Consider the following 20,924-nt stretch of genomic DNA (forward strand, 5'->3'; position numbering starts at 1 on the left):
ATGACAGAAGGGCTACAGCGGAATGTGCTCAGGTTATCCACAGCCGGGTGCACAGCAGATGTGGGCAAGTATCGAATGCAGGGCAAATCAGCGCGCCCCAAAAGATCGCAGCGCCCCCAGGCGCGTAGGAGCTGCCGCAGGGCTGCGATCTTTTGATCTTTCTTTTATCGCTGCAACAAAATGCGCCCGCGACTCAAATCCGCCAGCTGCATCTGCAAGGTCACTATCTGCCCCTCGCCGATCGCCAATTGCAGTTCCACGCCATTGGCCGTGAAGATTTCCTCCACGACCAAACCACCCAGTTCCGCCACCCGAAGCTTCACCAGCGCCAACTCGCCAAATGCACAGGCACAACTGACCGGCACCCGACTGATCAGCTCAACCTTCGGCGCCCCTTGCAGGCATTTGTTGGCACCGCCGCCATAGGCCCGGGCGAGGCCGCCGGTGCCCAGTTGAATGCCGCCATACCAGCGGATCACCAGCACCGCGACCTGATCGCAATCCTGCGCTTCGATCGCTGCCAGAATCGGCCGGCCAGCGGTGCCGCCGGGTTCGCCATCATCGCTGCTGCGATATTGATCGCCGAGTTTCCAGGCCCAGCAATTGTGCGAGGCGTTCAAATCACTGTGCTGCTCGATGAACGCTTGGGCATCAGCTGCCCTAGTGATTGGTCCGGCGAGGGCGATGAAGCGGCTTTTGCGAATCTCTTCGCGGAATTCGCAAAAACCACTGAGGGTAAAAGGCATAAGTGTCTTAGATAGCAGGCGTCAGGCCGCAGCCTTTGAGAATGATGCGGATCAGGTTGTTGCCGGCGTCTTCCATGTCTTGCTTGGTCAACTTGGTGCGCCCGGTGACACGGCAGATCTGCGTGGCAAAATCGGCGTAATGCTGGGTGCTACCCCACAGCAGGAAGATCAGGTGCACCGGGTCGACCGGGTCCATTTTGCCGGCGTCGACCCACGCCTGAAACACTGCGGCCCGGCCCTGAAACCAGATGCGATAGTCCTGGTTGAAATGTGCGCTCAGGCATTCGCCGCCGCTGATGACCTCCATGGCGAAGACCCGCGAAGCTTGCGGTTGGCGCCGGGAGAATTCCATTTTTGCGCGGATGTATCGGGTCAATGCTTCTGCCGGATCATCCTCGACGGTCAGGGTATTGAAGGTGCTGTCCCACAATTCAAGAATGTTACTCAGCACCGCCACGTACAAACCGAGTTTGTTGGTGAAGTAGTAATGCAGATTCGCTTTGGGCAACCCGGCATTCTGCGCGATGGTGTTCATGCTGGTGCCTTTGAACCCGTGACGGGCGAACTCGTCTTCGGCGGCTTTGATGATGGTCTCTTCGTTCTTCTGACGAATGCGGCTGGCGGGTTTGCCGCCGTGGGCTGGGACTTCAAAGGTCATAGGCACTTCCGAACAGGGTAGATGGATGCAACCAGATGCGTTGATAGCGCACCCGCAGGTCTCAGACAAGTCCTGTTGCGATAAAACCTGAACACCGCAATCCCTGTAGGAGCCGAGCTTGCTCGCGAAGGCGGCTTAACATTCAGCATCGATGGCGACTGACCTGGAGCCATCGCGAGCAAGCTCGGCTCCCACAGGTTTCTATAGTTGTTCAACGCGTCGCTGCCAGACTCTCCAAAAAGCTCTCCAGCACCAAATGGGGACGACGGCCCTTGCGGGTGACCGATGCCAGGCTCAGGTCATAAAAACGCGCCTTGGGTTTCAGCGCACGTAATCGGCCCTGCTGCACCCAGAGGCTGGCGTAATGATCCGGCAGATAACCGATGTAGCGCCCGGTCAGAATCAGAAATGCCATGCCTTCGCGATCCGACGCACTGGCGGTGCAGTTGAGCGCCTGATAGTGGGCCTGAATCTCGGCGGGTAAACGGAAGGTCGGGGCGATGGCGTCCTGGCTGTTGAGGCGTTCATCGTCCAGTTGTTTGTCGTCGACATAGAACAACGGATGACCGACCGCGCAATACAGTAGCGAGCGTTCGCTGTAGAGCGGCTGATATTCCAGACCCGATAGCGCACTGGCTTGTGGCACCACACCGACGTGCAAGCGACCGTCGAGCACGCCTTGTTCGACTTCATTGGGCGCGATCATGCGGATTTGGATCTGTACGTCGGGGCCACGCTCCTTCAACTGCGCCAAGGCGTGAGTAATGCGCATGTGGGGCAGGGTCACCAGGTTGTCGGTCAGGCCGATGGTCAACTCACCGCGCAAGTGTTGGTGGAGACCGTTGACCTCGGTGCGGAAACTTTCCAGCGCACTTAATAGCTGCAGCGCTGATTGGTAGACCTCGCGGCCTTCTTCGGTCAGGGAAAAACCGGCGCGACCGCGTTGGCACAGACGCAGGCCGAGGCGTTGCTCCAGATCGCTCATCTGTTGGCTGATCGCCGAGCGACCGATCCCCAGCACCGATTCTGCCGCGGAGAAGCCGCCGCATTCCACGACGCTGCGAAAAATCCGCAGCAGGCGAATATCAAAGTCACTGACTTGCGCCAGCGGGTCGGGACGACGGCTGCTCATGCTTTGTTTACTCAAAGTTTAGTAGCGGGCTGACTGAAGGTTAGAAAAGTTGAATTTCACCGACTTTATCCCCGTGGCAATTTAGCTGCAAGAACGCTTTTCATCTCCACGCCGCTATTGCCCTGCGAGGTTTTGCCCATGAACGTGCCTGAAAACGCCCCGACTTCCCTGGCTAGCCAGCTCAAGCTCGATGCGCACTGGATGCCCTACACCGCGAACCGCAATTTCCAGCGCGACCCGCGACTGATCGTGGCTGCCGAAGGCAGTTGGCTGACAGACGACAAGGGTCGCAAGGTCTACGATTCGCTCTCGGGTCTGTGGACCTGCGGCGCCGGACACACCCGCAAGGAAATCCAGGAAGCGGTAGCCAAGCAATTGGGCACCCTCGATTACTCGCCGGGCTTCCAGTACGGTCACCCGCTGTCGTTCCAGTTGGCCGAAAAAATCACCGAGCTGACGCCGGGCAATCTGAATCACGTGTTCTTCACCGACTCAGGTTCCGAGTGTGCAGACACGGCGGTGAAAATGGTGCGTGCTTACTGGCGCCTGAAAGGCCAGGCCACCAAAACCAAAATGATCGGTCGTGCTCGTGGTTATCACGGCGTGAACATCGCCGGCACCAGCCTCGGCGGCGTGAACGGCAACCGCAAACTGTTCGGTCAGGCGATGATGGACGTCGATCACCTGCCGCACACTTTGCTGGCGAGCAATGCGTTTTCCCGTGGGATGCCGGAGCAAGGTGGTATCGCCCTGGCCGATGAACTGCTCAAGCTGATCGAGTTGCATGATGCCTCGAACATTGCTGCGGTATTCGTCGAACCAATGGCCGGTTCCGCTGGCGTTCTGGTTCCGCCGCAGGGCTACCTAAAGCGTCTGCGCGAAATCTGCGATCAGCACAACATCCTGCTGGTGTTCGACGAAGTGATCACCGGTTTCGGTCGTACCGGTTCGATGTTCGGCGCCGACAGCTTCGGCGTGACTCCTGACCTGATGTGCATTGCCAAGCAAGTCACCAACGGCGCGATCCCGATGGGCGCGGTGATTGCCAGCTCCGAGATCTACCAGACCTTCATGAACCAGGCGACGCCTGAGTACGCGGTGGAGTTCCCGCACGGCTACACGTATTCCGCCCACCCGGTGGCTTGTGCTGCGGGCCTAGCTGCACTCGACCTGCTGCAAAAGGAAAACCTGGTGCAAAGCGTGGCGGAAGTGGCGCCGCACTTCGAAAATGCGTTGCATGGTTTGAAGGGCTCGAAAAACGTCGTCGACATTCGTAACTACGGGTTGGCCGGTGCCATCCAGATTACGCCTCGCGACGGCGATGCCATCGTGCGTCCGTTCGAAGCCGGCATGGCCTTATGGAAAGCCGGGTTCTACGTGCGCTTCGGCGGCGACACCCTGCAGTTCGGCCCAACCTTCAACAGCAAGCCGCAAGACCTTGATCGTCTGTTCGACGCGGTCGGCGAAGTGCTGAACAAGATCGACTGATTTTTCCCTCTATTCCCACTAATAGAAAGAAAGGCGCCCTTTGAAGGGCGTCCGTGGACAACTTTTCAGGAGCCCCGCATGAGCCTTATCCCGCATTTGATCAATGGCGAACTGGTGACCGAAGACGGTCGTACGGCCGACGTATTCAACCCGTCCACCGGTCAGGCGATCCACAAGCTGCCATTGGCCAGCCGTGAAACCATTCAAAAAGCCATCGACTCGGCCAAAGCTGCGTTCCCGGCCTGGCGTAACACTCCGCCGGCCAAGCGTGCTCAGGTGATGTTCCGCTTCAAACAATTGCTGGAACAGAACGAAGCCCGCATCGCCCAATTGATCAGCGAAGAACACGGCAAGACCCTGGAAGATGCGGCTGGTGAATTGAAGCGCGGGATCGAGAACGTCGAATTCGCCTGCGCAGCACCGGAAATCCTCAAGGGCGAGTACAGCCGTAACGTCGGGCCGAACATTGATGCCTGGTCGGATTTCCAGCCATTGGGCGTGGTGGCCGGTATTACTCCGTTCAACTTCCCGGCCATGGTGCCGCTGTGGATGTATCCGCTGGCGATCGTCTGTGGCAACTGCTTTATTCTGAAACCGTCCGAGCGCGATCCAAGCTCGACGCTGCTGATTGCTCAGCTGCTGTTGGAAGCCGGCCTGCCGAAAGGCGTGCTGAGTGTGGTGCATGGCGACAAGGCTGCGGTGGATGCCTTGATTGAAGCGCCAGAAGTCAAAGCGCTGAGCTTTGTCGGTTCGACACCGATTGCCGAATACATTTACGCCGAAGGCACCAAGCGCGGCAAACGCGTCCAGGCGTTGGGCGGGGCGAAGAACCACGCGGTATTGATGCCGGATGCGGATCTGGATAACGCAGTCAGCGCGCTGATGGGCGCGGCGTACGGTTCGTGCGGTGAGCGCTGCATGGCAATCTCGGTGGCGGTGTGCGTCGGCGATCAGGTGGCCGATGCGTTGGTGGCCAAACTGGTACCGCAGGTCAAAGCGTTGAAAATCGGTGCCGGTACGACCTGTGGCCTGGACATGGGGCCGCTGGTTTCCGGTCAGGCTCGCGACAAAGTCAGCGGCTATATAGAAGACGGCGTTTCAGCGGGTGCGACTTTGGTGGTGGATGGTCGTGGTCTGAGCGTGGCCGGTCATGAGGAAGGTTTCTTCCTGGGCGGTTGCCTGTTCGATAACGTCACGCCAGAGATGCGCATCTATAAAGAAGAAATCTTCGGGCCGGTGCTGTGCGTCGTTCGGGTCAACAGCCTGGAAGAGGCGATGCAACTGATCAACGATCACGAGTATGGCAACGGCACTTGCATCTTCACGCGTGATGGGGAAGCGGCGCGGTTGTTCTGCGATGAGATTGAAGTGGGCATGGTCGGCGTCAACGTGCCATTGCCGGTCCCAGTGGCTTATCACAGCTTTGGCGGCTGGAAGCGTTCGCTGTTTGGCGATCTGCATGCGTATGGTCCGGATGGCGTGCGTTTCTACACTCGTCGCAAGGCGATTACCCAGCGCTGGCCGCAACGAGCGAGCCATGAGGCTTCGCAGTTCGCATTCCCTAGCTTGTAAGGAGGGGGCAGAAGGCCGACCTCTTGAGGTCGGCCTTCGTGTTTTCGGGCTTTTTGGGCTTATATGACAGAAATGTGAAAATTGGTGTTGACGGCAGATTCTGACAGCCTATAATCCGCCCCACTTCCGGCGCAGTCGAAACGGAAAACTCCTTGGTAAACAAAGAGTTACGCAGTTTTCGACAGCGGTTACGCTTCAGTTCATCGAAGCCAGAAGGAGTTGAAAGGGCGGTGTTGTTTGGCTCTTTTGACGGTTCGATCTTCTCGGTCGAAAGCGGAGAAAAAGAGGTGTTGACAGCAGCGAGTAACGCTGTAGAATTCGCCTCCCGCTAACGAGAGATCGGAAGCGCAAGTGGTTGAAGTTGTTGAGGAAAACCTTGAAAACTTCTGAAAATAACCGCTTGACAGCAACAGAGGCTGCTGTAGAATGCGCGCCTCGGTTGAGACGAAAGATCTTAACCAACCGCTCTTTAACAACTGAATCAAGCAATTCGTGTGGGTGCTTGTGGGGTCAGACTGATAGTCAACAAGATTATCAGCATCACAAGTTACTCCGCGAGAAATCAAAGATGTAACCAACGATTGCTGAGCCAAGTTTAGGGTTTCTTAAAAACCCAAAGATGTTTGAACTGAAGAGTTTGATCATGGCTCAGATTGAACGCTGGCGGCAGGCCTAACACATGCAAGTCGAGCGGCAGCACGGGTACTTGTACCTGGTGGCGAGCGGCGGACGGGTGAGTAATGCCTAGGAATCTGCCTGGTAGTGGGGGATAACGCTCGGAAACGGACGCTAATACCGCATACGTCCTACGGGAGAAAGCAGGGGACCTTCGGGCCTTGCGCTATCAGATGAGCCTAGGTCGGATTAGCTAGTTGGTGAGGTAATGGCTCACCAAGGCGACGATCCGTAACTGGTCTGAGAGGATGATCAGTCACACTGGAACTGAGACACGGTCCAGACTCCTACGGGAGGCAGCAGTGGGGAATATTGGACAATGGGCGAAAGCCTGATCCAGCCATGCCGCGTGTGTGAAGAAGGTCTTCGGATTGTAAAGCACTTTAAGTTGGGAGGAAGGGCAGTTACCTAATACGTAATTGTTTTGACGTTACCGACAGAATAAGCACCGGCTAACTCTGTGCCAGCAGCCGCGGTAATACAGAGGGTGCAAGCGTTAATCGGAATTACTGGGCGTAAAGCGCGCGTAGGTGGTTCGTTAAGTTGGATGTGAAATCCCCGGGCTCAACCTGGGAACTGCATTCAAAACTGACGAGCTAGAGTATGGTAGAGGGTGGTGGAATTTCCTGTGTAGCGGTGAAATGCGTAGATATAGGAAGGAACACCAGTGGCGAAGGCGACCACCTGGACTGATACTGACACTGAGGTGCGAAAGCGTGGGGAGCAAACAGGATTAGATACCCTGGTAGTCCACGCCGTAAACGATGTCAACTAGCCGTTGGGAGCCTTGAGCTCTTAGTGGCGCAGCTAACGCATTAAGTTGACCGCCTGGGGAGTACGGCCGCAAGGTTAAAACTCAAATGAATTGACGGGGGCCCGCACAAGCGGTGGAGCATGTGGTTTAATTCGAAGCAACGCGAAGAACCTTACCAGGCCTTGACATCCAATGAATCTGCTAGAGATAGCGGAGTGCCTTCGGGAGCATTGAGACAGGTGCTGCATGGCTGTCGTCAGCTCGTGTCGTGAGATGTTGGGTTAAGTCCCGTAACGAGCGCAACCCTTGTCCTTAGTTACCAGCACGTTAAGGTGGGCACTCTAAGGAGACTGCCGGTGACAAACCGGAGGAAGGTGGGGATGACGTCAAGTCATCATGGCCCTTACGGCCTGGGCTACACACGTGCTACAATGGTCGGTACAGAGGGTTGCCAAGCCGCGAGGTGGAGCTAATCCCAGAAAACCGATCGTAGTCCGGATCGCAGTCTGCAACTCGACTGCGTGAAGTCGGAATCGCTAGTAATCGCGAATCAGAATGTCGCGGTGAATACGTTCCCGGGCCTTGTACACACCGCCCGTCACACCATGGGAGTGGGTTGCACCAGAAGTAGCTAGTCTAACCTTCGGGAGGACGGTTACCACGGTGTGATTCATGACTGGGGTGAAGTCGTAACAAGGTAGCCGTAGGGGAACCTGCGGCTGGATCACCTCCTTAATCGACGACATCAGCTGCTCCATAAGTTCCCACACGAATTGCTTGATTCATTGAAGAAGACGATAAGAAGCAGCCTGTATCAGGTTGTAGCTGAGTTGGTTGGAGCGCACCCCATGCTGTGTGGTTAAGAGCAGGGTGAGGTCGGCCTTAGTAGCTCGAAATTGGGTCTGTAGCTCAGTTGGTTAGAGCGCACCCCTGATAAGGGTGAGGTCGGCAGTTCGAATCTGCCCAGACCCACCAATTTTGTGTGGGAAACGCCTGTAGAAATACGGGGCCATAGCTCAGCTGGGAGAGCGCCTGCCTTGCACGCAGGAGGTCAACGGTTCGATCCCGTTTGGCTCCACCACTACTGCTTCTGTTTGTTGAAAGCTTAGAAATGAGCATTCCATCGTGACGATGGTGAATGTTGATTTCTAGTCTTTGATTAGATCGTTCTTTAAAAATTTGGGTATGTGATAGAAAGATAGACTGAACACTACTTTCACTGGTAGTGGATCAGGCTAAGGTAAAATTTGTGAGTTTAATCGCGAATTTTCGGCGAATGTCGTCTTCACAGTATAACCAGATTGCTTGGGGTTATATGGTCAAGTGAAGAAGCGCATACGGTGGATGCCTTGGCAGTCAGAGGCGATGAAAGACGTGGTAGCCTGCGAAAAGCTTCGGGGAGTCGGCAAACAGACTTTGATCCGGAGATGTCTGAATGGGGGAACCCACCTAACATAAGTTAGGTATCTTAAGCTGAATACATAGGCTTAAGAAGCGAACCAGGGGAACTGAAACATCTAAGTACCCTGAGGAAAAGAAATCAACCGAGATTCCCTTAGTAGTGGCGAGCGAACGGGGACTAGCCCTTAAGTGGCTTTGAGATTAGCGGAACGCTCTGGAAAGTGCGGCCATAGTGGGTGATAGCCCTGTACGCGAAAATCTCTTGGTCATGAAATCGAGTAGGACGGAGCACGAGAAACTTTGTCTGAATATGGGGGGACCATCCTCCAAGGCTAAATACTACTGACTGACCGATAGTGAACTAGTACCGTGAGGGAAAGGCGAAAAGAACCCCGGAGAGGGGAGTGAAATAGATCCTGAAACCGTATGCGTACAAGCAGTGGGAGCCCACTTTGTTGGGTGACTGCGTACCTTTTGTATAATGGGTCAGCGACTTATTTTCAGTGGCGAGCTTAACCGAATAGGGGAGGCGTAGCGAAAGCGAGTCTTAATAGGGCGTCTAGTCGCTGGGAATAGACCCGAAACCGGGCGATCTATCCATGGGCAGGTTGAAGGTTGGGTAACACTAACTGGAGGACCGAACCGACTACCGTTGAAAAGTTAGCGGATGACCTGTGGATCGGAGTGAAAGGCTAATCAAGCTCGGAGATAGCTGGTTCTCCTCGAAAGCTATTTAGGTAGCGCCTCATGTATCACTGTAGGGGGTAGAGCACTGTTTCGGCTAGGGGGTCATCCCGACTTACCAAACCGATGCAAACTCCGAATACCTACAAGTGCCGAGCATGGGAGACACACGGCGGGTGCTAACGTCCGTCGTGAAAAGGGAAACAACCCAGACCGTCAGCTAAGGTCCCAAAGTTATGGTTAAGTGGGAAACGATGTGGGAAGGCTTAGACAGCTAGGAGGTTGGCTTAGAAGCAGCCACCCTTTAAAGAAAGCGTAATAGCTCACTAGTCGAGTCGGCCTGCGCGGAAGATGTAACGGGGCTCAAACCATACACCGAAGCTACGGGTATCACTTAGGTGATGCGGTAGAGGAGCGTTCTGTAAGCCTGTGAAGGTGAGTTGAGAAGCTTGCTGGAGGTATCAGAAGTGCGAATGCTGACATGAGTAACGACAATGGGTGTGAAAAACACCCACGCCGAAAGACCAAGGTTTCCTGCGCAACGTTAATCGACGCAGGGTTAGTCGGTCCCTAAGGCGAGGCTGAAAAGCGTAGTCGATGGAAAACAGGTTAATATTCCTGTACTTCTGGTTATTGCGATGGAGGGACGGAGAAGGCTAGGCCAGCTTGGCGTTGGTTGTCCAAGTTTAAGGTGGTAGGCTGAGATCTTAGGTAAATCCGGGATCTTAAGGCCGAGAGCTGATGACGAGTTACCCTTTGGGTGACGAAGTGGTTGATGCCATGCTTCCAAGAAAAGCTTCTAAGCTTCAGGTAACCAGGAACCGTACCCCAAACCGACACAGGTGGTTGGGTAGAGAATACCAAGGCGCTTGAGAGAACTCGGGTGAAGGAACTAGGCAAAATGGCACCGTAACTTCGGGAGAAGGTGCGCCGGTGAGGGTGAAGCATTTACTGCGTAAGCCCATGCCGGTCGAAGATACCAGGCCGCTGCGACTGTTTATTAAAAACACAGCACTCTGCAAACACGAAAGTGGACGTATAGGGTGTGACGCCTGCCCGGTGCCGGAAGGTTAATTGATGGGGTTAGCTAACGCGAAGCTCTTGATCGAAGCCCCGGTAAACGGCGGCCGTAACTATAACGGTCCTAAGGTAGCGAAATTCCTTGTCGGGTAAGTTCCGACCTGCACGAATGGCGTAACGATGGCGGCGCTGTCTCCACCCGAGACTCAGTGAAATTGAAATCGCTGTGAAGATGCAGTGTATCCGCGGCTAGACGGAAAGACCCCGTGAACCTTTACTATAGCTTTGCACTGGACTTTGAATTTGCTTGTGTAGGATAGGTGGGAGGCTTTGAAGCGTGGACGCCAGTTCGCGTGGAGCCAACCTTGAAATACCACCCTGGCAACTTTGAGGTTCTAACTCAGGTCCGTTATCCGGATCGAGGACAGTGTATGGTGGGTAGTTTGACTGGGGCGGTCTCCTCCTAAAGAGTAACGGAGGAGTACGAAGGTGCGCTCAGACCGGTCGGAAATCGGTCGTAGAGTATAAAGGCAAAAGCGCGCTTGACTGCGAGACAGACACGTCGAGCAGGTACGAAAGTAGGTCTTAGTGATCCGGTGGTTCTGTATGGAAGGGCCATCGCTCAACGGATAAAAGGTACTCCGGGGATAACAGGCTGATACCGCCCAAGAGTTCATATCGACGGCGGTGTTTGGCACCTCGATGTCGGCTCATCACATCCTGGGGCTGAAGCCGGTCCCAAGGGTATGGCTGTTCGCCATTTAAAGTGGTACGCGAGCTGGGTTTAGAACGTCGTGAGACAGTTCGGTCCCTATCTGCCGTGGACGTTTGAGATTTGAGAGGGGCTGCTCCTAGTACGAGAGGACCGGAGTGGACGAACCTCTGGTGTTCCGGTTGTCACGCCAGTGGCATTGCCGGGTAGCTATGTTCGGAATAGATAACCGCTGAAAGCATCTAAGCGGGAAACTAGCCTCAAGATGAGATCTCACTGGGACCTTGAGTCCCCTGAAGGGCCGTCGAAGACTACGACGTTGATAGGTTGGGTGTGTAAGCGCTGTGAGGCGTTGAGCTAACCAATACTAATTGCCCGTGAGGCTTGACCATATAACACCCAAGCAATTTGCAGGCTTCGAGCTGAAAAGCGAAAAGGCACCAGATTGCGGTGTGTGAAGACGAAACGAACCGAAAGTTTGTGACACTCACGAAACACCGATCTATCACATACCCATTCGCTGGAGCGTGATCTCGCAAGAGAGAACGACCTGGCTACCGAATTTCTTGACGACCATAGAGCATTGGAACCACCTGATCCCATCCCGAACTCAGCAGTGAAACGATGCATCGCCGATGGTAGTGTGGGGTTTCCCCATGTGAGAGTAGGTCATCGTCAAGATCAAATTCCGAAACCCCTATCTGCGTATGCAGGTAGGGGTTTTGTTTTGTCCGCAGGAAAGTTCGTACAGCATCATCGGACCGCTTCCGGCTGTCACAGTCTGACGACAGTGCTAAGGTTCGGCCCTAGCTTTTGTATTTTTCCAAGGAAGCCTTTATGCCGGACGCTACGTCCCTCAGTGCTGGTTTTATGGTGGTTCACGGCAACCGCCTGGACGAGTTACGCAGCCTGGTGGTCAGCTGGATGCGGCGCTACCCGCTGGCTCCCTTGGAAAATGAAATCGCCCTGGTACAGAGCAACGGCATCGCCCAGTGGCTTAAGCTGGCATTGGCCGAAGACCCTGAAGATGACGACATGGGCGGCTGCGGAATCGCCGCCGCCATCGACGTGCAGTTACCGGGAAGCTTCATGTGGCAGCTCTATCGCATGGTGCTGGGACGTGACGAAATCCCGGTCAAATCCCTGCTCGATAAAGCCCCGCTGACTTGGCGTCTGATGCGCCTGCTACCACAGTTGATCAACCAACCGCACTTCGAACCCCTGCAGCGCTTTCTTACCAATGACACCGACTTACGTAAACGCTATCAATTGGCGGAGCGACTGGCGGATCTGTTCGACCAATATCAGGTCTACCGTGCCGATTGGCTCGAAGACTGGGCAGAAGGTCGTCATCAGTTACGAAATGGCAGAGGCGAAGCCAAAGCCCTGACCCCGGCCAACTGCTGGCAGGCAGAGCTGTGGCGTGCGCTATTGCTGGATGTCGGTGAGCAAGGCATGGCGCAAAGCCGCGCAGGCGTCCATCAACGCTTTATCGAACGCATCAATAGTCTTGACATAGCGCCCAGCGGATTGCCGTCACGGGTGATCGTTTTCGGGATTTCTTCACTGCCTGCTCAGGCCCTGGAAGCGCTTGCCGGGCTTGCTCGATTCAGCCAGGTCTTGCTGTGCGTACACAACCCATGTCGTCACCATTGGGCGGACATCGTCGCCGATAAAGATCTGTTGCGACATCAGTACAAGCGTCAGGCTCGCAAGAGAGGCATGCCGGTTGTGCTCGACCCGCAAACGCTCCATCAGCACGCCCACCCGCTACTGGCCGCGTGGGGTAAGCAGGGGCGGGACTACATTAATCTGCTCGACAGCTACGACGATCCTAATACCTATCGCGCGGCGTTTCGCGACGGGCGCATCGACCTTTTCAGCGAAAACCAGCCACAAAACATGCTCAATCAGTTGCAGGACGACATCCTGGAATTGCGTCCCCTGAACGAAACTCGCGACCGTTGGCCTGCTGTCGATCTGAAAAATGACGAATCGATCCGTTTTCACATCGCCCATAGTGCTCAACGCGAAGTGGAGATACTCCACGATCAGTTACTCGCACGATTCAGTGCTGACCCAGACCTAAGGCCTCGCGATGTAATCGTGATGGTCCCGGACATCGACAGTTATGCCCCGCACATCCGTGCTGTCTTTGGTCAGCTTGATCGCTTTGATCCGCGCTTCATCCCTTTCACACTTGCGGATCAAGGCCAGCGCGGCCGGGATCCGCTACTGATTGCTGTCGAACATCTGCTCAAACTGCCCGATAGTCGCTTCCCTGTCAGCGAGATCCTTGATCTGCTCGACGTTCCGGCATTACGCGCTCGGTTTGGCGTAGAGGAACGTGACCTGCCGACCTTGCATCGCTGGATTGAAGGCGCAGGCATCCGCTGGGGGATGAACGCCGAGCAGCGCGCGGGTCTGGGCCTGCCTGAAGAATTGGAGCAGAACAGTTGGCGTTTCGGTCTGCGACGGATGCTGCTGGGTTATGCCGTGGGCAGTGCCAATGCCTGTGAGGGTATCGAACCCTACGATGAAATCGGTGGTCTGGATGCCGCGCTCATAGGTCCTTTGGTCGCACTGCTGGATGCGCTGGAAATTGCCCACCAGGAACTCACTCAACCTGCAGCGCCCAAACAATGGGGCTCGCGGTTGCAAGCTTTGGTGCAGTTGTTCTTCCTGGCCAGTAACGAGCATGACGACTACTTGCTGGCCCAACTCGAAGAGCTGCGCGAGAGCTGGCTTGAAACCTGCGAATCCGTAGGTTTGCAGGACGAGTTACCGCTGACCGTAGTCCGGGAAGCCTGGCTGGCGGGTCTCGACCAAGGTCGCCTGTCTCAGCGCTTCCTCGCCGGGGCCGTTAACTTCTGTACCTTGATGCCCATGCGAGCTATCCCTTTCAAACTGGTCTGCCTGCTCGGCATGAATGACGGCGATTACCCTCGCGCGCAGCCGCCGCTGGACTTCGACCTGATGGGCAGTGACTACCGCCCCGGCGATCGTTCCCGACGCGAAGATGATCGCTATCTGTTGCTGGAAGCATTGTTGTCGGCACGCGACCAACTCTATATCAGCTGGGTCGGCCGCAGTATTCGGGACAACAGCGAGCGCCCTGCTTCGGTGTTGATAGGGCAGTTGCGTGACCATCTCGGCAGCGGCTGGCGACTGCACGATGATAATGATGACCTGCTTGAATCCATGACTCAGGAACACCCGCTGCAACCTTTCAGCCATCGCTACTTTCATGAGGGCGATGATCTATTCAGCTACGCCAGCGAGTGGCAGGTTCTTCATCAAGCCAGTGATGGGGCGACTGATATCGAAGTGCTTGAACCCTACGTCCAGGACGAACCGCTGAGCCTGGGTCAACTGCAGGATTTTCTGCGCAATCCTGTACGACATTTTTTCAGTCAGCGGCTCAAAGTGTTCTTCGAGGCTGCCGAAGTGCCTTTGGCAGATGAAGAGCCATTTGTACTCGACGCGCTGCAACGCTATAGCCTCAGCGACAGCTTGCTCGAAGCGGCGCTGGGGCAATTGGACCAGACCGATCAGGTACTGGAGGCGCAGGCAAAGCGCCTGCAAAACAGCGGGCTCTTGCCCATGGCCGGTTTTGGCGAATGTCTTCAGCGAGAGTTGATCGAGCCGCTGCCGGATCTGCTGCTGCGCTATCAGCAACTTCTGGCGTTATGGCCGACCCCGCTCACCAGTGCGTTGCCGGTGAGTCTGGAGCTACAAGGATTGCGTCTGGAGGGTTGGCTCAGTGGCCTGCATCAACGCGCAGATGGCGGATTGTTGTCGGTTACTACGATTCCCAACAGCATCGGTTCGATCAAGGCCCGCAAATGGCATCGCCTGACGCGACCTTGGGTCAATCACCTTGTTGCGTGTGCCTGCGGCATGCCGATGACAACTGCGTTGGTGGCCAGCGACGACAGTTTGCTGCTCGGTCCGATGGAGGAGGCGACAGCATCCCGGATTCTGGGCGATCTGTTGTTGGCCTGGCAAACGGGCATGCGCCAGCCGCTGCCGATTGCAGTAAAAACAGCTTTCGCCTGGCTCGCTCAAATCGACCCGAGCAAAGCTGACGCCGCTGCTCGCAAGGCCTATGAAGGCGACGGCCAGACCACTGACGGCGAGCGTCGCGAAAGCCCGGCGCTCGCTCGGCAATTCGCCGACTACGATGCTCTGATTGCCGATGAAACCTTCTCCGATTGGTGCAACGCTTTGTATCGGCCGCTGTTTGAGGCCTCCTGGCGTTCATCGACCAGCGAGGAGGCGCGCTCATGACCACGAAAACACCACTGGCCCTGGCGTTCCCTCTGCATGGCAGCCAGCTGATTGAGGCTAGCGCCGGGACCGGCAAGACCTTCACTATTTCTGCGCTGTACTTGCGTCTGGTCCTTGGCCACGGCGGCGAGTCGAGTGGCTTTGGTCGTGAATTGCTGCCGCCGCAAATCCTCGTGGTGACCTTCACCGATGCCGCGACCAAAGAGCTGCGCGAACGTATTCGCACGCGGCTGGCTGAAGCAGCACGGTTTTTCCGCGATGAGACACCGGCGCCGGATGGCCTCATTGCGCAATTGCGCGAGCAGTACCTTCCCGAACAGTGGTCCGGTTGTGCAAACCGTCTGGACATTGCCGCCCAGTGGATGGATGAAGCGGCGGTATCGACCATCCACAGTTGGTGCCAGCGCATGTTGCGCGAACATGCGTTCGACAGTGGCAGCCTGTTCACCCAGACCCTGGAAACCGATCACAGCGATTTGCTCGGCGAAGTTCTGCGCGACTACTGGCGACTGTTCTGCTATCCGATGCAAGGCGATGCGTTGAACTGGGTGCGCGGCAATTGGGGTGGCCCGGCGGCATTGCTACCACGAGTACGTGGGTTGTTCGCCAGCGAGCGTGACAGCGTTGCAGGTAAAGAACCTGCCGAGTTGATCGCCGAATGCCTGCAGGAGCGACGGGCCGCTTTGCTCGAACTCAAAATGCCTTGGCGCCAATGGGCGGACGAGTTGCTTGCCATCTGTCACCAGGGCGTCGCGAGCAAGAGCGTCGATGGCCGCAAGATGCAGCCGCGCTACTTCGAACCCTGGTTCGAAAAGCTCCGGGCCTGGGCCGAAGACGAATCTCTCGAGCAACTGGACATTGGCACCGGCTTCACTCGCCTGACCCCCCATGGCATGGCTGAAGCCTGGAAGGGTGAAGCTCCCCGTCATCCCGGTCTTGATGCAATGCCCAGTCTCAAGACCAGTCTCGATGGGTTGCCGACCCCCGATGCCGCTGTACTGCAACACGCCGCTCACTGGGTCGGTGCACGGTTCGAGGAAGAGAAGCGTCGCCGCGCGGAAATGGGTTTTGATGACATGCTGCTGCGCCTCGACGCGGCTTTGCAGTCCGAAGGCGGTGAGCGCCTGGCAACACTGATCCGAGAACAATTCCCGGTCGCGTTGATCGACGAATTCCAGGACACCGACCCGGTGCAGTATCGAATCTTCGAGAGCATTTATCGCATCGAACACAACAATCCTGAAACCGGCCTGTTTTTGATCGGCGACCCGAAGCAGGCGATCTATGCCTTCCGCGGTGCCGATATCTATACCTATTTGCGCGCCCGCCAGGCCACCACTGGCCGACTGCATACCCTGGGCACCAACTTCCGTTCCGGTCATGGCATGGTCAGTGCGGTGAACCATGTGTTCGAGCGCGCCGAATCTCGTGAGCAGGGACGCGGAGCATTCCTCTTTCGTGAGAAGAATGGCGAGAACCCGGTACCGTTCCTGCCCGTCGAATCCCAGGGGCGCAAAGAAGTCCTGCAGATTGATGGTCAGGTTGTACCGGCCCTGAACATCTGGCACCTGTCCGCCGATCAGCCACTGTCTGGCGCGGTGTATCGACAACAACTGGCCGCTGCCTGCGCCAGTGAAATCACCGCGCTGCTCAATGGTGGCCAGCAAGACCGTGTTGGCTTCATCCAGGACGGTAAGGACTTCAAAGGTCTGCTGCCATCGGATATTGCAATTCTGGTGCGCGACGGCAAAGAGGCCCAAGCCGTGCGTGGCGAACTTTCGGCCCGCGGCGTGCGCAGTGTTTACCTGTCAGACAAGGACTCAGTGTTCGCCGCGCAGGAGGCCCATGACCTGCTGACCTGGCTCAAGGCGTGTGCCGAGCCGGATGTCGAGCGTCCCCTCCGTGCCGCGCTGGCCTGCATCACGCTGAACCTTTCGCTGGCTGAGCTAGAGCGGTTGAATCAGGACGAACTGGCTTGGGAAGCGCGGGTCATGCAGTTCCGCGGTTATCGCGAGCTCTGGCGCAAGCAGGGCGTGCTGCCAATGCTGCGACGTTTGTTGCACGACTTCCGACTGCCTCAGGCGTTGATCGCGCGCAACGATGGCGAGCGGGTCCTGACCAACCTGCTGCACCTGTCCGAGCTGCTACAGCAGGCCGCCGCTGAGCTTGATGGCGAGCAAGCCTTGATCCGTCATTTGTCCGAGCATCTGGCATTGTCCGGTCAGGCAGGCGAAGAACAAATCTTGCGCCTGGAAAGCGACGAGCAACTGGTCAAGGTTGTGACCATCCACAAATCCAAAGGGCTTGAATATCCGTTGGTGTTTCTGCCGTTCATTTGCTCGGCAAAACCGGTGGATGGCAGCCGTTTGCCCTTGTATTACCACGACGCGGTGGGCAACGCTCAAGTGAGTTTAAAGCCGACGCCGGAATTGGTCGCCCAAGCCGATGGCGAGCGCTTGGCCGAGGATCTTCGGCTGCTTTATGTCGCCCTGACCCGGGCACAACATGCCTGCTGGGTCGGTGTGACTGACCTCAAGCGCGGCAATAACAACGGCTCAACGTTGCACCTTTCAGCGTTGGGTTATCTGCTGGGCGGTGGTGCGCCATTGGCCGAGTCGGCAGGGTTGCGGCGTTGGCTGGAAGATTTGCAGCAGGACTGCCCGGCGCTGAACTACGGTGAAATGCCTGAAGCGAGCGCTGAGCACTACCATCCGCCGCGCAATGAAGCGACCTTGCTTGCGCCGCTGATACCCAAGCGCAAGGCCAGTGAAAACTGGTGGATTGCCTCTTACAGCGCCTTGCGCATTGGCGACAGTCTGAGCGTGGGCAGTGACGAAGCCCCGGAGAGCCCGCAAGCACAAAAGCTTTTTGACGACGAACGTCTCGATCCGCAAGCGCCGCGAGAAGTGATTGCTGGCGGCGCTGATATCCATCGATTCCCTCGCGGGCCGAACCCCGGCACTTTTCTCCATGGATTGCTCGAGTGGGCCGGTGACGAAGGTTTTGCCGCTGCACCACAAGCTGTGGAAGACGCCATCGCCCGTCGTTGCAATCGCCGTGGCTGGGAAGGCTGGATCACGACGTTGAGTGACTGGCTACAGCACTTGCTCAAATCCCCGCTGCACATTGGCGGCGGGCAGGCACCCGTGGTGTTCGAGCAATTGACCCAATACCGGGTCGAGATGGAGTTCTGGTTCGCCAGTCACAAAGTCGATGTGCTCAAACTCGATGAGCTGGTGCGCCAATACACCCACAAGGGCATGGCCAGGGTGGCCGCCGAACCGGTGCTGCTCAATGGCATGTTCAAAGGCTTCATCGACCTGACGTTCGAGCACGACGGTCGTTATTACGTCGCCGACTACAAATCCAACTGGCTGGGCGTCGATGACGCGGCCTATACCGAGCAGGCCATGGAGCAGTCGATTCTCGATAACCGTTACGACCTGCAATATGTGTTGTACCTGCTCGCCCTGCATCGCCAGCTCAAGGCGCGGCTGGTCGATTACGATTACGACCGGCATGTCGGTGGGGCGTTGTACCTGTTCCTTCGTGGTACTCGCGCGGCCAGCCAAGGCGTGTATTTCGCCCGTCCGCCACGGGAGCTGATCGAGCATCTGGACCGGTTGTTCCAAGGCAAGCCAGAGCCCAAGGCCGAACCCGCCTGGGAACAGGGAGTACTGCTATGAGTCGCACTTTCGCCGATTTGCTGCCCACGCCGTTGGCGGCCGAAAGTCTGGCGGATCTGGCCCCCCTGAGTCGCGCAGATGATTTGTTGCTGCTGCTCACGCGCTGGGTCGAACGCGGTTGGCTGCGGGCGCTGGACAAGGCCTTCGTGGCCTTTCTCCACGAACTTGCCCCCGATGATGATCCACTGGTGCTGTTGGCTGCGGCATTGACCAGTCACCAATTGGGTCATGGCCATGTTTGCCTGGATCTGTTCGAAACGCTGAAAGAGCCGGACTTCGCTCTGTCGCTGCCGCCGGAAGGTGATCTGCAAAGTGGCGCGATGTTGCTGCCGTCGCAATTGCTTGAGGCGCTGGAGGGTGCTCATTGGTGCAAGGTCCTGGCGTCCAGCCGTCTGGTGGCTCTGGCCGTCGACGGGCGTGAGGTCGCGCAACACCGACCATTAGTGCTGTCGGGTAAACGCCTGTACCTGCGTCGCTACTGGGCTTACGAACGGCGCATCGACAACGCCCTGCGTCAGCGCCTGGCGGCACACGAAACAACACCGAATGATTTGCCCCAACGCCTGACCGGACTGTTCGGTCCAGCCAGGCCTGATGAAGTGATCGACTGGCAAAAACTCGCTTGCGCCCTCGCTACCCGTAGCGCATTCAGCATCGTCACCGGCGGCCCGGGAACCGGCAAAACCACCACGGTCGTGCGTTTGCTTGCATTGCTCCAGGCGCCCGCGGTGGAAGCCGGCAAACCGCTGCGCATCCGTCTTGCGGCACCCACTGGCAAAGCTGCTGCACGCTTGACCGAATCCATCAGCCAACAGGTTCAAACCCTTGAAGTTGCTGAAACGGTACGGGAGAAGATCCCGTCGGATGTGACCACCGTGCACCGTTTGCTCGGCAGTCGTCCCGGCACCCGGCATTTTCGGCACCACGCCGGCAATCGCTTGCCACTGGATGTATTGGTGGTGGACGAAGCCTCGATGATCGACCTGGAAATGATGGCCAATCTGCTCGACGCATTGCCGGCCCATGCCCGTCTGGTGCTACTCGGTGACAAGGATCAACTGGCGTCGGTAGAGGCCGGTGCCGTCTTGGGCGATCTGTGCCGCGATGCCGAAGCCGGTTGGTACAGCCCGCAGACCCGCCAGTGGCTGGAGGCGGTCAGCGGTGAAAACCTCAGGTCCAGTGATTTGCACGAAGACATCAACGGAACGCATCCCCTGGCTCAGCAAGTCGTGATGCTGCGTCACTCACGGCGCTTCGGCGAGGGCAGCGGCATTGGCCAGTTGGCCCGTTGGGTCAACCGGCAGCAACCCGAGGAAGCCCGCAAGTTATTGGCGGCTGGAAACCATGACGACGTATTTTCCCTGCCACTCAAGGGGGAGCAGGACCGGGCGCTGGAACGGTTGCTGCTCGAAGGCCATGGCGAGGGGCCACAAGGTTATCGGCATTACCTGAGTCTTTTGCGCAGTCAGCGGCCATCGCTGGGCAGCTCGCTCGACGATCCGTGCTGGACCGATTGGGCTCGTATGGTGCTGCAAGCCTTCGATGCGTTCCAGCTATTGTGCGCTGTACGCAAAGGGCCTTGGGGAGTGGAAGGCTTGAATCAGCGAGTGACAGACGCGCTGCTCAAGGCTCGGTTGATCGACAGCGACCACCAGTGGTACGAAGGTCGGCCCGTGCTGATGACCCGCAACGACTATGGCCTGGGTTTGATGAACGGCGATATTGGCATTGCCCTCAAGCTGCCGGAACGTGAGGGGCCCGAGGCGGGACGGCAAGTGCTGCGTGTGGCCTTCCCACGCAACGATGGGCAAGGCGGTGTGCGCTTCGTCCTGCCAAGTCGGCTCAACGATGTCGACACGGTGTACGCCATGACCGTACACAAATCCCAGGGCTCGGAATTTGCCCATACGGCGTTGATTCTGCCGGACGCCCTGAACCCTGTGCTCACCAAAGAACTGATCTATACCGGAATAACCCGGGCCAAACACTGGTTCACCCTGATTGAGCCTCGCGCCGGCGTATTCGAAGAGGCCGTGCGGCGCAAGGTCAAGCGCTTGAGCGGGTTGATGCTGGAGCTGGAAGAGGGGATCGAGCCGGGTCACTGAG

General features: G+C 57.1%; 8 protein-coding genes, 2 tRNA genes and 3 rRNA genes. 10 read left to right on the top strand and 3 right to left on the bottom strand.

Annotation, left to right across the window (positions count from 1 at the left end):
- Positions 1–164: 164 nt before the first annotated feature.
- The 3 genes from ACYZT2_RS04755 to ACYZT2_RS04765 all read right to left on the bottom strand — a co-directional run bounded on the left by ACYZT2_RS04755 (position 165) and on the right by ACYZT2_RS04765 (position 2,536).
- Complete coding sequence (locus ACYZT2_RS04755) at positions 165–746, bottom strand: IMPACT family protein (protein ID WP_461970558.1); 582 nt, start codon at positions 744–746, stop codon at positions 165–167.
- A gap of 7 nt (positions 747–753) precedes the next feature.
- The gene (locus tag ACYZT2_RS04760) at positions 754–1,404 is read right to left on the bottom strand and encodes a TetR/AcrR family transcriptional regulator (protein ID WP_461970560.1); all 651 of its coding nucleotides are present in this window, start codon (positions 1,402–1,404) and stop codon (positions 754–756) included.
- 211 nt (positions 1,405–1,615) lie between these two features.
- On the bottom strand, positions 1,616–2,536 hold the full coding sequence (locus tag ACYZT2_RS04765) for a LysR family transcriptional regulator (protein ID WP_008006295.1): 921 nt from the start codon (positions 2,534–2,536) through the stop codon (positions 1,616–1,618).
- Positions 2,537–2,674: 138 nt separating this feature from the next.
- On the opposite strand from ACYZT2_RS04765, the gene aptA reads away from it, so the two are divergent.
- From aptA to recD, 10 genes are all read left to right on the top strand, one after another.
- Positions 2,675–4,024, top strand: coding sequence for an omega-aminotransferase AptA (aptA, locus tag ACYZT2_RS04770; RefSeq protein WP_461970562.1), 1,350 nt, complete (start codon positions 2,675–2,677; stop codon positions 4,022–4,024).
- Between the two features lie 78 nt (positions 4,025–4,102).
- Positions 4,103–5,596, top strand: coding sequence for a CoA-acylating methylmalonate-semialdehyde dehydrogenase (locus tag ACYZT2_RS04775; RefSeq protein ID WP_007906810.1), 1,494 nt, complete (start codon positions 4,103–4,105; stop codon positions 5,594–5,596).
- Positions 5,597–6,221: 625 nt separating this feature from the next.
- Positions 6,222–7,760, top strand: a 16S ribosomal RNA gene (locus ACYZT2_RS04780).
- Positions 7,761–7,923: 163 nt separating this feature from the next.
- Positions 7,924–8,000: transfer RNA gene (locus ACYZT2_RS04785), tRNA-Ile, on the top strand.
- Between the two features lie 30 nt (positions 8,001–8,030).
- Positions 8,031–8,106: transfer RNA gene (locus ACYZT2_RS04790), tRNA-Ala, on the top strand.
- A 236-nt stretch (positions 8,107–8,342) separates the two neighbouring features.
- Positions 8,343–11,234 (top strand): 23S ribosomal RNA (locus tag ACYZT2_RS04795).
- A 173-nt stretch (positions 11,235–11,407) separates the two neighbouring features.
- A 5S ribosomal RNA gene (rrf, locus tag ACYZT2_RS04800) occupies positions 11,408–11,523 on the top strand.
- Together the 16S, 23S and 5S rRNA genes with 2 tRNA genes alongside form the textbook arrangement of a ribosomal RNA operon.
- Positions 11,524–11,679: 156 nt before the next feature.
- Entirely contained in the window at positions 11,680–15,132 is a 3,453-nt protein-coding gene (recC, locus tag ACYZT2_RS04805; RefSeq protein WP_461970565.1) for an exodeoxyribonuclease V subunit gamma, read from the top strand.
- On the top strand, positions 15,129–18,818 hold the full coding sequence (recB, locus tag ACYZT2_RS04810) for an exodeoxyribonuclease V subunit beta (RefSeq protein ID WP_461970567.1): 3,690 nt from the start codon (positions 15,129–15,131) through the stop codon (positions 18,816–18,818). Before recC ends, recB begins: the two co-directional genes overlap by 4 nt.
- Entirely contained in the window at positions 18,815–20,923 is a 2,109-nt protein-coding gene (gene recD, locus ACYZT2_RS04815) for an exodeoxyribonuclease V subunit alpha (RefSeq protein WP_461970569.1), read from the top strand. The genes recB and recD overlap by 4 nt, the downstream gene beginning before the upstream one ends.
- Position 20,924 lies beyond the last annotated feature (1 nt).

The organism is Pseudomonas sp. MDT1-85 (assembly GCF_054898065.1).

Excerpts from the sequence above, each read along its gene's own strand:
- ACYZT2_RS04755 (WP_461970558.1), bottom strand. The coding sequence starts at position 746 with ATGCCTTTTACCCTCAGTGGTTTTTGCGAATTCCGCGAAGAGATTCGC.
- ACYZT2_RS04760 (WP_461970560.1), bottom strand. The coding sequence starts at position 1,404 with ATGACCTTTGAAGTCCCAGCCCACGGCGGCAAACCCGCCAGCCGCATT.
- ACYZT2_RS04765 (WP_008006295.1), bottom strand. The coding sequence starts at position 2,536 with ATGAGCAGCCGTCGTCCCGACCCGCTGGCGCAAGTCAGTGACTTTGAT.
- aptA (WP_461970562.1), top strand. The coding sequence starts at position 2,675 with ATGAACGTGCCTGAAAACGCCCCGACTTCCCTGGCTAGCCAGCTCAAG.
- ACYZT2_RS04775 (WP_007906810.1), top strand. The coding sequence starts at position 4,103 with ATGAGCCTTATCCCGCATTTGATCAATGGCGAACTGGTGACCGAAGAC.
- recC (WP_461970565.1), top strand. The coding sequence starts at position 11,680 with ATGCCGGACGCTACGTCCCTCAGTGCTGGTTTTATGGTGGTTCACGGC.
- recB (WP_461970567.1), top strand. The coding sequence starts at position 15,129 with ATGACCACGAAAACACCACTGGCCCTGGCGTTCCCTCTGCATGGCAGC.
- recD (WP_461970569.1), top strand. The coding sequence starts at position 18,815 with ATGAGTCGCACTTTCGCCGATTTGCTGCCCACGCCGTTGGCGGCCGAA.